14 protein-coding genes are annotated in these 12,325 nt (G+C 38.4%); 6 read left to right on the top strand and 8 right to left on the bottom strand.

From position 1 onward, the window contains the following. Positions 1–87 precede the first annotated feature (87 nt). Both ICJ84_RS15250 and ICJ84_RS15245 read left to right on the top strand, forming a co-directional pair. Positions 88–540: a 6-pyruvoyl trahydropterin synthase family protein gene (locus ICJ84_RS15250; RefSeq protein WP_188217283.1), complete on the top strand. Its 453-nt coding sequence runs from the start codon at positions 88–90 to the stop codon at positions 538–540. A gap of 172 nt (positions 541–712) precedes the next feature. After that, positions 713–1,465, top strand: a complete 753-nt coding sequence (locus ICJ84_RS15245; RefSeq protein WP_188217282.1) for a UDP-2,3-diacylglucosamine diphosphatase — start codon at positions 713–715, stop codon at positions 1,463–1,465. Here ICJ84_RS15245 and ICJ84_RS15240 read toward each other — a convergent pair. From ICJ84_RS15240 to ICJ84_RS15225, 4 genes are read right to left on the bottom strand one after another with little or no spacing between them, the layout of a single operon-like run. Beyond that, positions 1,462–2,730, bottom strand: coding sequence for an MFS transporter (locus ICJ84_RS15240; protein WP_188217281.1), 1,269 nt, complete (start codon positions 2,728–2,730; stop codon positions 1,462–1,464). The genes ICJ84_RS15245 and ICJ84_RS15240 overlap by 4 nt on opposite strands. Before the next feature lie 3 nt (positions 2,731–2,733). Next, positions 2,734–4,425, bottom strand: coding sequence for a single-stranded-DNA-specific exonuclease RecJ (recJ, locus tag ICJ84_RS15235; protein WP_188217280.1), 1,692 nt, complete (start codon positions 4,423–4,425; stop codon positions 2,734–2,736). A 9-nt stretch (positions 4,426–4,434) separates the two neighbouring features. Beyond that, a complete protein-coding gene (locus ICJ84_RS15230) occupies positions 4,435–6,339 on the bottom strand; it encodes a peptide-N-glycosidase F-related protein (RefSeq protein ID WP_188217279.1) in 1,905 nt (634 codons plus the stop codon). Between the two features lie 12 nt (positions 6,340–6,351). Then, positions 6,352–6,771, bottom strand: coding sequence for an OsmC family protein (locus ICJ84_RS15225; protein WP_188217278.1), 420 nt, complete (start codon positions 6,769–6,771; stop codon positions 6,352–6,354). A gap of 60 nt (positions 6,772–6,831) precedes the next feature. Between ICJ84_RS15225 and ICJ84_RS15220 the strand changes: the two genes are divergently transcribed. Beyond that, positions 6,832–7,422, top strand: coding sequence for a carboxymuconolactone decarboxylase family protein (locus ICJ84_RS15220; protein ID WP_188217277.1), 591 nt, complete (start codon positions 6,832–6,834; stop codon positions 7,420–7,422). Here the strand turns inward: ICJ84_RS15220 and ICJ84_RS15215 are convergent. The 4 genes from ICJ84_RS15215 to ICJ84_RS15200 all read right to left on the bottom strand — a co-directional run bounded on the left by ICJ84_RS15215 (position 7,419) and on the right by ICJ84_RS15200 (position 9,992). Next, positions 7,419–7,988: a uracil-DNA glycosylase family protein gene (locus tag ICJ84_RS15215; RefSeq protein WP_188217276.1), complete on the bottom strand. Its 570-nt coding sequence runs from the start codon at positions 7,986–7,988 to the stop codon at positions 7,419–7,421. The two genes, ICJ84_RS15220 and ICJ84_RS15215, sit on opposite strands and share 4 nt — an antisense overlap. 83 nt (positions 7,989–8,071) lie before the next feature. Continuing rightward, positions 8,072–8,416 (bottom strand): HopJ type III effector protein, encoded by a 345-nt coding sequence (locus tag ICJ84_RS15210; protein WP_188217275.1) that lies wholly within the window; start codon positions 8,414–8,416, stop codon positions 8,072–8,074. A 158-nt stretch (positions 8,417–8,574) separates the two neighbouring features. Then, complete coding sequence (rsmI, locus tag ICJ84_RS15205) at positions 8,575–9,249, bottom strand: 16S rRNA (cytidine(1402)-2'-O)-methyltransferase (protein WP_188217274.1); 675 nt, start codon at positions 9,247–9,249, stop codon at positions 8,575–8,577. Further along, complete coding sequence (locus ICJ84_RS15200) at positions 9,249–9,992, bottom strand: hypothetical protein (RefSeq protein WP_188217273.1); 744 nt, start codon at positions 9,990–9,992, stop codon at positions 9,249–9,251. Before ICJ84_RS15200 ends, rsmI begins: the two co-directional genes overlap by 1 nt. A 106-nt stretch (positions 9,993–10,098) precedes the next feature. Between ICJ84_RS15200 and ICJ84_RS15195 the strand changes: the two genes are divergently transcribed. The 3 genes from ICJ84_RS15195 (at position 10,099) to mscL (ending at position 12,317) form a co-directional block, all read left to right on the top strand. After that, positions 10,099–10,752, top strand: a complete 654-nt coding sequence (locus ICJ84_RS15195; protein WP_188217272.1) for a thymidine kinase — start codon at positions 10,099–10,101, stop codon at positions 10,750–10,752. Next, complete coding sequence (gene alr / locus ICJ84_RS15190; RefSeq protein WP_188217340.1) at positions 10,745–11,851, top strand: alanine racemase; 1,107 nt, start codon at positions 10,745–10,747, stop codon at positions 11,849–11,851. Before ICJ84_RS15195 ends, alr begins: the two co-directional genes overlap by 8 nt. Before the next feature lie 64 nt (positions 11,852–11,915). Next, entirely contained in the window at positions 11,916–12,317 is a 402-nt protein-coding gene (gene mscL / locus ICJ84_RS15185) for a large-conductance mechanosensitive channel protein MscL (protein ID WP_188217271.1), read from the top strand. The last annotated feature ends 8 nt before the right edge of the window (positions 12,318–12,325 follow it).

The raw sequence follows: 12,325 nt of genomic DNA, 5'->3' as shown, positions 1-12,325 counted from the left end.
CTGAGTGGATAAAAGCGCGCAAATGTAAACTAAAATCTAATTGCTTTTACAAAATGAATATCTTTGTATATAAATTTTTTTATTTTGATGACCTACATCCGCATAACAAAACAGTTTTCTTTCGAAACTGGCCATGCCCTTTACGGGTACGATGGTAAGTGTAAAAATGTACACGGACACAGCTACAAACTATCGGTAACGGTATTTGGTAAACCTATTTCTGATAAAAACCATGTGAAATACGGGATGGTTATTGACTTTGGCGATCTTAAAAAAATCGTAAAAGAAGAGATTGTAAACGTCTTCGATCACGCCACTGTTTTCAACAAAAACACACCACATGTTGAGTTAGCGAAAGAATTGGAAGATCGTGGACACAATGTGCTTTTAGTCGACTACCAGCCAACCAGCGAGATGATGGTTATCGACTTTGCAAAAAAAATTAAAAGCCGTTTACCTGAACACATCATGCTGCATTCGTTAAAACTACAAGAAACGGACAGCTCGTTTGCCGAGTGGTATGCTAACGACAACCTTTAGGGCATTACCCTACACGAGGTTTCGGGTCGGGTTTTCCGCTATATCTTTTTCTCGTGCTGAATTGATTTCAGTGCCTCAAAAAAAGATACCGCTGCAACCCCTAACGCAAACACAAATTCACAAACCTAAATAAAGCGATTCCTGCGAAAGCAGGAATTATTATATTTACAGCATGCAAATTCCAGAAGGAAAAAAAATATATTTCGCCTCCGATAATCATCTCGGTGCGCCCACAGCAAAAGACTCTTTACCTCGCGAAAAAAAATTTGTCGCCTGGTTAGATGAGGTTAAACAAGATGCTGCGGCTATTTTTTTATTGGGCGATCTATTCGACTTTTGGTTCGAGTATAAAACCGTAGTACCTAAAGGCTTCACCAGAACATTGGGTAAACTTGCCGAAATTACGGACTCAGGCATTCCTGTTTACTTTTTTGTCGGTAATCACGATTTATGGATGAACGGCTACTTTGAAGAAGAACTTAATATTCCGGTTTATCACAAACCAAAAGAATTCACCTTTAACGACACCAAATTTTTTATTGGTCACGGCGATGGCTTAGGTCCGGGTGACAAAGGCTACAAACGCATGAAAAAAGTGTTTACCAATCCGTTTTCAAAATGGTTATTTCGTTGGCTACATCCTGATTTAGGCGTTAAGCTAGCCCAATACATGTCGGTTAAAAACAAACTGATTTCTGGTGACGAAGATGCTAAGTTCCTTGGCGAAGACAACGAATGGCTTGTACAATACTGTAAACGCAAATTAGAAACCGAGCATCGCGATTTCTTTATTTTCGGACATCGCCATTTACCTTTAGAAATCAATCTAAACGAGCAATCAAAATACATCAATCTTGGCGATTGGATTACGTATTACACCTATGGCGTTTTTGACGGAAAAGAATTTGAGTTAAAGACTTATTAATCGCTTTTTTCGTGCTCTTCCAAATCCTTAGTTAAATCTAACTTTCTAAAACTTGGAGAAACAATTGCTGTTGTAATTACCGTAATTAAAGTCATAGTACCTCCAAAAACTACGGCCGTTACCGTTCCCATTAATTTCGCCGTTACACCACTTTCAAAAGCACCTAATTCGTTTGAAGACCCAACAAACATGGAGTTTACCGACGATACACGACCACGCATATTATCAGTTGTTTTTAGCTGTAAAATGGTTTGACGAATTACCATTGACACGCCATCGGTTACCCCACTAAAAAATAAAGCAGCTACCGATACCCAGAAAATGGATGACAATCCGAAAACAATAATACACACCCCGAAACCAAAAATAGCACCGAGTAATTTCATCCCGGCATTTCTACTAATAGGAATATAAGCTGTGACCAACATAGTGATAAACGCCCCGACAGCAGGCGCCGCTCGAAGCACCCCAAAACCCTGACTTCCTACCTTTAAAATATCCTGAGCAAAAACCGGTAAGAGAGCAATAGCCCCTCCAAACAACACGGCTACCATATCTAAAGTTAAAGCTCCTAAAATAGCTTTGGTTTTAAAAACAAAACGCACACCTTCTTTTAAACTTTCAACGACGGGTTCACCTATTTTAGGATTTAAAATAGGCTTCTTTTTAATTTGAAGTAAAATGATTAACGACAAAATGATTAATCCGAAAATGATGCATAGCGACCAGTGGACACCAATCCAACTGATAGCAAACCCCCCGAAAGCAGGCCCTAACACAGCTGCCATTTGCCATGTAGAACTATTCCACGTAGCTGCATTGGGATATACTTTTTTAGGCACTAATAATGCTACCAAGGAGAAAATGGTGGGACCAAAAAACGAGCGTAAAAAGCCTCCAAAAAACACTAAAGCATAAATACTGTATAAGATAGTTTTTGTCGACCAACCATCGACGACTCTAGGCCAAGTGAGTAAAAATAACCCCAAACTAATTAATGAAAACGCCGAAATACATTTGGCTAACAAGTTTCGTTTTTCATTTTGGTCTACAATATGACCGGCAAACAAGGCCATGGTAAAGGCCGGAATAATTTCCATTAACCCAATAACTCCCAATGACAGCGGATCTTTGGTTAAGCTATACACCTGCCATTCGATTACAATAAACTGCATGGTCCAACCAAAAACCAACACAAACCGAAGCAATAAAAAAATATTAAACTCTCGGTAACGTAACGCCGCGTATGGGTCTTTTTTAATCATGAATTACTTTATATCTCTTAATTTAAGTTGTAACGACACATTGCCCTGCCACTCATTTTCATCGATGGAATACACCGCATCGAAAGGCGCCTGACTGGAGATAATATCCATTTTATCTCCCAAGCCAAAACCAATCCCGACAATAGCATTAGAATCGGATTGTTTTACCGTTATACGCAAATGCGTTTGATCGGCTCCAACACGTTTTCCCCAGCCGGTATCCAATAAATTGGTCGTCATAAAAACCGGTGTCATATTACTTGGTCCGAAAGGTGCAAACTGCTTTAAAATTCTATAAAACTTAGGCGTAATATCGTTTAAATTAATCTGAGCATCTATTTTAATTTCGGGCACCAGAAGACTTCTGTCAATTGTTTTGGTAACCTCATCTTCAAACGCCTGTTTAAAAACTTCGTAGTTTTCTTCTTTTAGTGTTAATCCGGCTGCGTACTTGTGTCCACCAAATTGTTCAATATGTTCACTACAGGCTTCCAGAGCATTATACACATCAAACCCAACCACCGAACGTGCCGATGCGGCCAGCTTATCACCACTTTTAGTAAATACCAGAGTTGGGCGATAATAAGTTTCGGTTAAACGGGACGCTACAATACCAATTACACCTTTATGCCAACTTTCATGGTACACCACCGAAGTGATTCGGTCTTCTTCTTTGTTTTCTTTAATTTGCTCTAAAGCCTCTTCGGTAATGCGTCTGTCTGTTTCACGACGGTCTTCATTATAACTGTTAATTTCTTCGGCATATGTAGTCGCCAAAGCTTCATCTACTTCCGCCAATAATGTTACAGCATAATTACCGTGTTTCATGCGTCCGGCAGCGTTAATTCTGGGGGCTACAGTAAAAACGACATCAGTAATAGTCAATTCATTTTTCTTATTCACCTGATCGAGAAGCGCTTTAATTCCTGGACGCGGAAATGCATTAATAACTTTCAGACCGTAAAACGCTAAAATCCTATTTTCACCTGTTATCGGAACAATATCGGCACCGATAGCTGTCGCAACCAAATCTAAATAAGCAACTAAATCCTCAATAGTTTTACCATCGCGTTCGGCAAGTGCCTGAATAAGCTTGAAACCAACCCCACAGCCACATAATTCTTTGTACGGATACTCACAATCTGAACGTTTAGGATCTAAAACGGCAATCGCTTCTGGAATGGTATCGCCCGGTCTGTGGTGATCGCAAATGATAAAATCAATGCCTTTTTGTTTAGCATACTCGACCTTATCAATCGCTTTAATACCACAATCTAAAGCAACAATTAATGTAAAATCATTATCGCTGGCAAAGTCAATACCTTTAAAAGAAATTCCGTAACCTTCATCATAACGATCAGGAATATAAGTCGCCACTAAGTCCGTTCTGGTTTTTAAATACAAACTCATTAAAGCCACCGAAGTCGTTCCGTCTACATCATAATCACCATAAACGAGAATGTTCTCATTATTAGCAAAAGCCTGTTCTATTCTCGCAACCGCTTTATCCATATCTTTCATCAGGTATGGATCGTGCAAATCGTTTAAATCGGGGCGAAAAAAGGCTTTGGCTTCATCAAAGGTTTCAATACCTCGCTGTAATAATAGCGTAGCTGTAATATCATCTACTTGTAAAGCGTCCTTTAAGGATGCTAATTTTTCGGCTTCTGGCTTTGGTTTAATCGTCCAGCGCATGTAGTTCTTTTATTCTTTTAAACGTATTCTGTTTTTGTACACTTCTTCACCATTTACAAACACCTTAATGTAATAACGTTTGGCAGGTAAATACGATAAATCGTATGACAAAGAGCCCTGACTGAAATTTTTATAAGAATGTGTTTCTACAACATCAGTTTCATTTTCCTGATCAACGAAAAGCACTTTGACTTCAGCAGGCAAATTGCAAAAGTAATCGAGTGTTAAAGGACCTTGTGTTCGCGCTGGAAAAACACCTACAGATGGCTTATTATCTAATTCGTAATCCATATCGGGTTGTACCGAGAAATAATAATTAATATCGCTACCAAAATCTGAACCGAATTGTTTTATGGCTTTACCTTTAACATCTAATAATTTTACTTCACCACGACCATCTTTGGCCTTGAACCAGAACTCTAATCCGTCTCCTTCAGAATCATTGAATTTAAAATTATAATTACCCGATTTCAAAGCAATGGTATCGTGATATACCGTACTCGGTTTCATGTTAATACTATCTTTGGCAAAAACTACTTCTCCAAAACTGTTTTGAATACTATAGGTATTTTGCCAAGGTTTATTGTTCGTTTTATAATGAACGACAACTGTGTCTGGAAAAATATCCGGACGTTCATAATCTGACACTAAAGCATTATCTGCCTTAAATTCGTCACGTTTTCCATTAGGTTTTGACAAAATCACGTGAAATTTAGCATATTGCTGCTTACTAAACACCTCTGTTGGCAATGTGATAGCCGCTTCATCTCCAAAATTTAAATGGCCGGTCCATTGATATTTTTGAGGCTTTTCACCTTCAATGAAATACTGAATGGCCATTTTCTTTAACACATCGCTACCATTATTCTTTACTTGAATAACTGGCAATCCTCCAAATGGATTTTTACGACTATGGATTAAGCGTGTAGACGGTTGTATGATATCGACCAACGTAACGTCATTTTTCGCATTTGGAGCTTCGTACTCCACAACAATAGCCGATAGCAACTCGTTAGCACTTGGCTTTTCGGTTTCGTAAGGTTCCATATTAATATCTACCGTATATGGTGTTCCTGCAGTGGTATTCAACATCACCTCATCGGGTTGTAACAAATAACCCGGACACCAGTTCGCTCGATCGAAAATCCAAGTACCAGCCTGAGGAAATAATGGATTATCACCACATTCCATCCATAAGTCTTTATGGTCAATAACCTCTCCATTAAACTCAATATCTCTATACTTACTACAAAATTCACCACAACCATTAGCATCCATACCATGGCCTGTTTGAAGAATCTTCAGTTTAGAAAATGCGGTTTTAGCATGCGCTTTAAAGGTTACAGGCACCAAATGCTTTTCAATAGGGTCGTCTTTATATCCATACTTAAAATTTCCGTCGTAAACCTTATGAATCGCTAACGGATTCGCCACCGGTGTTCCGTAGGTAATTTCGAAATCTACAGTGACTTTCCATCCTCGGGTTTTATTATCTTCATAGCCGGTGTGTATATAATCAATTTCCACCTCATCCCTTAAAATCAAACTAAAATCGGTAACATCTACACGCCACTCAAACCCCCAGTCTTTTTGAAAAAAACCTCCATATGGTGTTAACATACGGGCAATTTCGTAAACGGTGGTATCATTTTTTTGACGCGCTTTAATATGATCGACATAATCCCAATCGGCACAACGCATTTTATCTGGGCACTCGAATTTTAAATTTAGAATGATGCTTCGAATAGCTTCTGAAGCTTTTGGAAAAACCGCTATTCGTTTATAACTATTGCTTCCTTTTGACGGATCGGTAACGATGGTTTCTCCATTATGCGAAATAACATGTGTTTTTTCTTGCGATTGCCCCAATAAACTAATGAAAACAATACAGAAAAAGATTTTAAAGGTATTCAATGGTAGTCGGTTTTATTTATTAAAAAAAGTGTTGACTTTAACATCGGCAAACTGGCGGAACATTTCCATAACGCCACAATATTTTTCAACCGATAAGTCTACTGCTCTTTGTAACTTTTTCTCATCAAGATTATCGCCAAAAAAATGAAAATTCATAGCTACTTTATCGTAATATTTAGGGTGTTCTTCAGTTAAATTTGCTTCGATTTCAATTTTAAAATCAGCGACATCAAGTTTCATCTTTTTAATTAAAGCAGCGACATCTAAACCTGAACAACCTGCCAATCCAGATAACATCAAAGCCTTAGGACGGTAACCTTCTCCATTACCATCGTTTTCAGGACCTGCATCAATAAACAGATTGTGTCCAGACGGATTTGTACTCTCGAATTTCATGTTTCCAAGCCAGGTTGTAGTAATATGATTTGTCATAGTTTGTGAAATATTTTTTGTTACTTGTAGATATCAAAAATACTACTAAAAAATAAATTTATGCCTTTAGTTTCGCCATTATCTGCCGATCACGATTCAGAAACCAAGCAGCTGTCCGAGTTCTTTAATGAAACCCTTGGCTTTTGCCCAAACTCTGTGCTCACCATGCAACATCGACCCGAAATCAGTCAGGCATTTATAAACCTGAATAAAGCCGTTATGGCAAATAAGGGTCGGGTTACATCGGCTTTAAAACGCATGATTGCCTGGGTGAGTAGTAATGCGGCGGGTTGCAGATATTGTCAGGCGCATGCTATACGCGCTGCCGAACGTTACGGAGCCGAACAAGAACAACTCGATAACATATGGGAGTATCGCACACATCCTGCCTTTAGTGATGCCGAACGCGCTGCTTTAGATTTTAGTTTAGCGGCATCACAAGTTCCCAATGCCGTTGACGAAACTATTAAAACCCGCTTATATGAACATTGGAATGAAGGTGAAATTGTTGAAATGTTAGGTGTGATTTCGCTGTTCGGATATTTAAACCGATGGAACGACAGCATGGCCACAACCATAGAATCGGGCGCAATTGATTCTGGAGAACACTATTTAGGTAAACATGGCTGGGATAAGGGTAAACATGTTTAAAGAATATTATGAACTCTCGTTTTAAGCTCTGGTAAAACCTCAGTTTCGAACCACGGATTTTTAGTTAACCAAAACCGATTACGAGGTGATGGGTGTGGTAAGGGCAAATATTTAGGCAAATAAGAACAATAGTTTTTAACCGTTTCGGTTAAGGTATTCTTAGCTTGATTTTTTAAGTAATAATTCTGGGCATACATACCAATTAAAAGAACTAACTCCACCTGTTTTAATGCATCAAATAAAGATTGATGCCACTGTGGCGCACATTCTGGTCGTGGTGGTAAATCGCCGGACTTTCCTTTACCGGGATAACAAAACCCCATAGGTATAATGGCAAACTGCTTAGGATTATAAAACTGCTCGGCAGTAACACCCAACCAATTTCGTAATTGCTTTCCGCTGGCATCATTCCACGGAATACCCGAGGCATGCACTTTGGTTCCCGGTGCCTGACCTACAATAACTATTTTAGACTCCGGATGCGCTGCCATAACTGGTCTCGGTCCTAAAGGCAGTACATCTTTACACAAGGTGCATTGCTTTATGTTTTCTAATAAGTCTTGCATTTAAGGTATCTTTTAAAACAAAAACGCTTTAGAATCTCTAAGATATTAAAGCGTTTTTTAAATCTAAAATTTATATGAACCGTTTATTTAGCAGCCAAAGGCTCACCTTCAAAAGTTAAACCTTCAAAACCGGTTTTCATAAAGTTTCTAATGTTTTGGTGCCCTGTTCCGTCAGGATCGTTTAGTACCTCATCAAAATAGAATTTACCAAAGCAGGCTAAGGTTTCTTCTTTTGTAAAGTTTTGGTGTTTTGCAAAAGCGAATAATTTACAAGACCCCGAGTTTTGTCCGGCTTCATTTTGTAATTCTCCGTTTTTAAATGCGGTTGGTGTGAATTCAAAATTGGTTTCAATTGCAGCCATAGTATCATTAAATTCAACAGCTTCAGGGGTACTTTGTAGTTTAGCTTTAAATGTTTCTAATGTCATTTTAATAAATTTCTATTGTAATTTTATGTATTCACTTCCCTTTCAGGTATTACATGAATTCAATCTTAAAGTTTATGGTTTTAATACTATATCCATACTTCATCTATACTTCTGAATGACTCGAGATCAGCCTACCAAAATGGATAATACGTACACATTTACTTTCCTTTTCCGGCTACTACAACCACAATTTCGCCTTTAGGCGGTTTGTTGGTGTAGTGCTCTAAAACCTCTTTGGCTGTCCCTCGTACGGTTTCTTCGTATAATTTGGTAAGCTCTCGAGATACTGAAACCTGCCTATCCTCCCCAAAATACTCACAAAAATGCGCCAAGGTTTTCACCAGTTTATGCGGACTTTCATAGAAAATCATGGTACGGGTTTCTTCTGCCAGTAGTAAAAAACGGGTTTGGCGCCCTTTTTTTACGGGCAAGAATCCTTCGAAAACAAACTTATCATTTGGCATTCCTGAATTTACCAAGGCAGGTACAAAGGCTGTTGCTCCAGGCAAACAGTCTACTTCTATGTCATTTTCAATACAAGCGCGGGTTAATAGAAATCCGGGATCGGAAATTGCGGGTGTTCCGGCATCGCTGATTAAAGCAACGGTTGTGCCGCTTTTTAATTTTTCGATAATGGTTTCAACTGTTTTATGCTCGTTGTGCATGTGATGCGACTGCATATGGGTTGAAATTTCAAAATGTTTTAGAAGTTTCCCGGATGTTCGGGTATCTTCAGCTAATATTAAATCGACTTCCTTTAAAACCTCAATGGCTCTAAAAGTCATGTCTTTTAAATTCCCAATAGGTGTGGGTACTATGTAAAGTTTGCTCATTAATTAAATTTACCTTCAATAATCTCCATAAATCGCATCTCGAACTCGTCTTTGTTTGCCCAATCGTTGTGGTCTGGTTTCACCATGGTTTCTATAAACTGCTTAGCTTCATTAAACGAACCTATGGTATTGATTTGCGAAATAACACGATCGTAATCGGCACCATTACCTTCAAACAAATGCTTTATAAAGGCTAACTTATCGTTTAAGCCTATGGCCAAACCACCATTTTTAAGTTTATCGTTCAACGATTTTTTTTCGTTGGCATGACCATTCTGCTCTTTTGGAACGGGGTCGAAAATAGGCATATTTTTAAAATCGGCAGTCAAATCTTCCAGATCGTTTTTATGATACTGTGTTTTTGGCAAAATATCTTCTAAAACAGAATCTGGCTTCTCTTCGATATCCGGCATAAAGGCCACCATGTTTTTTATTTTTTCAATGGCTGGTTCCATTATACCATCATCTTCCTTTTCATCAAGGTTGATAAACAATCTGTCGTCTATTTCCCGATTATCACTAATCTTATCATTAAAGGCTGAGTCTATAACCCCAAAAAATGATGTCTCATCAGAAACCGATGGTAGCTCGCCATCATAATTTTCGTAGGCAAATTTTAGTACCGATAACTTTTCAAGAAGAAGCGTTGCTTCGGCATGCATTTTAATAACATCTTCTCTTCCTTTAAGTTTAAGAATTCTATGTGCAATACTGACTAACTCAGATTCAAGTTTCTTCTTCATAGCTATAAATTTAAAATTAATGTGATTCGGGCTTTTGATTTTTAATAAATTTACTCCACCTTTATACAAACATATAATCGCTTTATTTTAGTGTTAAATTTACAAAATGTTTCTTGAAAATACAGTAAATCATAAAGAACAATTTGGATGGATAGAAGTCATCTGTGGATCAATGTTTTCCGGAAAAACCGAAGAACTCATCCGCCGATTAAAGCGTGCCCAGTTTGCTAGGCAGAAAGTCGAAATTTTCAAACCGGCCATCGATACGCGTTACAATCATGACATGGTGGTATCGCATGACGCTAATGAAATTCGATCCACACCTGTTCCAGCTGCTGCCAACATCCCTATTTTAGCCGATGGCTGTGATGTGGTGGGTATAGATGAGGCACAGTTTTTTGATGATGAAATCGTACGCATTTGTAATGATTTAGCCAATAAAGGGGTTCGTGTAATTGTGGCGGGCTTAGACATGGATTTTAAAGGCAATCCGTTTGGCCCTATGCCGAACCTCATGGCGACTGCCGAATACGTAACCAAAGTACATGCCGTATGTACCCGTACTGGTAATTTAGCCCAATACAGCTACAGAAAATCTACCAACGACAGCCTGGTGCTTTTAGGAGAAACCGAAGAATACGAACCTTTAAGCCGAGCTGCGTACTATAAAGCCACCATGCGCGATAAAGTACGAAACATCAAAGTAAACGATGCAGAACAACTTACTCCCAAACCCAAAGATACCGACACCAATGCCTAAAGCGGAAGAGACCATTTTAGAAATCGATTTAAAAGCCCTCGAACACAACTTAAACCATTTAAAGTCACGCATCCCCCAGCAAACAAAATTTTTAGCTGTGGTTAAGGCTTTTGCTTATGGTAGTGATGCCTGTGAAATCGCCAACCATTTGCAACATTTAAACGTCGATTATTTTGCCGTTGCTTACACGAATGAAGGTGTTGCACTTCGCAACGCCGGTATTACCAAACCTATTTTGGTATTGCATCCGCAAACAGTAAGTTTTTCTACATTAATCGAACACCAACTGGAACCTAATTTATACAGTCCGAAAATTTTAGAAGAATTTATAGAAGTCGCTTCCCGTTTAAACTACAGCAATTATCCGGTGCATGTTAAATTTAACACGGGATTAAACCGATTAGGTTTTTCTGAATCTCAAGTCAATTATTTAGCTGAAACTTTAAAAGCAACTTCTGTAATTAAACTGACATCCATCTTTTCACATTTAGCAGCCAGTGAAGATTTAAACGAACGCGATTTCACGTTAAATCAAATCAACACTTTTAAACGCATTGCAGAAATCTTAACGGAAGCGATTAGTTTTAAACCTATGATGCATATGTGTAATACTTCAGGAATTTTAAATTATCCGGAAGCCCATTTCGATATGGTAAGAAGCGGCATTGGACTTTACGGTTACGGAAATTCAGAAAAAGAAAATAGAAACCTTAAACCTATAAGCACTTTAAAAACCGTTATTTCTCAAATTCATCATATTCAACCCGGCGAATCTGTAGGTTATAATCGCGCATTTATTAGTGAAACTCCAGTTAAAACAGCCACCTTACCTTTAGGTCACGCCGATGGTATTGGCAGACCATACGGCAACGGTAAAGGCTATGTGATTATCAATGGCAAAAAAGCCCCTATTGTTGGGAACGTGTGTATGGATATGATTATGGTTAATATTACCAATATTGATTGTAAAGAAGGCGATGAAGCCATCCTTTTTGATGCCCAAAACACCGCCGAAGACTTGGCCGAAACAGCCCGAACCATTTCTTACGAATTGTTAACCGCTGTTTCTCAACGTGTAAAACGGGTATTTTTGAAATAAATCGTTTACAAGTTTTAAAGATTTTAATTACTTTAGTCATTCACTAACTATAAAAGAACTTCATATGTTAAAAGAGTTTAAAGAATTTGCCATGAAAGGCAATCTGGTTGACATCGCTGTCGGTTTTGTCATGGGTGCCGCATTTAAAGAAGTGGTGACGTCGTTTACCGGCGGTATTGTTTCGCCACTTATTGGTTTAATTTTCAAATCCGATTTCAAAGATTTAAAATGGGTAATCTCAGAAGGTGTTGCCAATGCCGATGGTGTTTTAGAAGGTGAAGTTTCTGTACTTTGGGGAGCCTTCATGACTAACGTTATCGACTTTGTTATCGTAGCTTTTGTTATGTTTATGTTGGTAAAAGGTGTGAATAAAATGAAGAAGAAAGAAGAACCAGCACCAGAAGCTCCAAAAGGTCCATCTCAAGAAGATTTACTGGCAGAAATCCGCGATCTGCTTAAAAAATAACTAAATGT

The sequence above is a fragment of the Aestuariibaculum suncheonense genome, from assembly GCF_014596935.1.
In the GTDB taxonomy this organism is placed as follows: Bacteria; Bacteroidota; Bacteroidia; order Flavobacteriales; family Flavobacteriaceae; genus Aestuariibaculum; species Aestuariibaculum suncheonense.
This window is presented reverse-complemented; position numbering and strand designations above follow the sequence as displayed.

Excerpts from the sequence above, each read along its gene's own strand:
- ICJ84_RS15245 (WP_188217282.1), top strand. The coding sequence starts at position 713 with ATGCAAATTCCAGAAGGAAAAAAAATATATTTCGCCTCCGATAATCAT.
- ICJ84_RS15195 (WP_188217272.1), top strand. The coding sequence starts at position 10,099 with ATGTTTCTTGAAAATACAGTAAATCATAAAGAACAATTTGGATGGATA.
- ICJ84_RS15220 (WP_188217277.1), top strand. The coding sequence starts at position 6,832 with ATGCCTTTAGTTTCGCCATTATCTGCCGATCACGATTCAGAAACCAAG.
- ICJ84_RS15225 (WP_188217278.1), bottom strand. The coding sequence starts at position 6,771 with ATGACAAATCATATTACTACAACCTGGCTTGGAAACATGAAATTCGAG.
- rsmI (WP_188217274.1), bottom strand. The coding sequence starts at position 9,249 with ATGAGCAAACTTTACATAGTACCCACACCTATTGGGAATTTAAAAGAC.
- recJ (WP_188217280.1), bottom strand. The coding sequence starts at position 4,425 with ATGCGCTGGACGATTAAACCAAAGCCAGAAGCCGAAAAATTAGCATCC.
- ICJ84_RS15200 (WP_188217273.1), bottom strand. The coding sequence starts at position 9,992 with ATGAAGAAGAAACTTGAATCTGAGTTAGTCAGTATTGCACATAGAATT.
- ICJ84_RS15215 (WP_188217276.1), bottom strand. The coding sequence starts at position 7,988 with ATGCAAGACTTATTAGAAAACATAAAGCAATGCACCTTGTGTAAAGAT.
- ICJ84_RS15210 (WP_188217275.1), bottom strand. The coding sequence starts at position 8,416 with ATGACATTAGAAACATTTAAAGCTAAACTACAAAGTACCCCTGAAGCT.
- ICJ84_RS15240 (WP_188217281.1), bottom strand. The coding sequence starts at position 2,730 with ATGATTAAAAAAGACCCATACGCGGCGTTACGTTACCGAGAGTTTAAT.
- mscL (WP_188217271.1), top strand. The coding sequence starts at position 11,916 with ATGTTAAAAGAGTTTAAAGAATTTGCCATGAAAGGCAATCTGGTTGAC.
- ICJ84_RS15250 (WP_188217283.1), top strand. The coding sequence starts at position 88 with ATGACCTACATCCGCATAACAAAACAGTTTTCTTTCGAAACTGGCCAT.
- alr (WP_188217340.1), top strand. The coding sequence starts at position 10,745 with ATGCCTAAAGCGGAAGAGACCATTTTAGAAATCGATTTAAAAGCCCTC.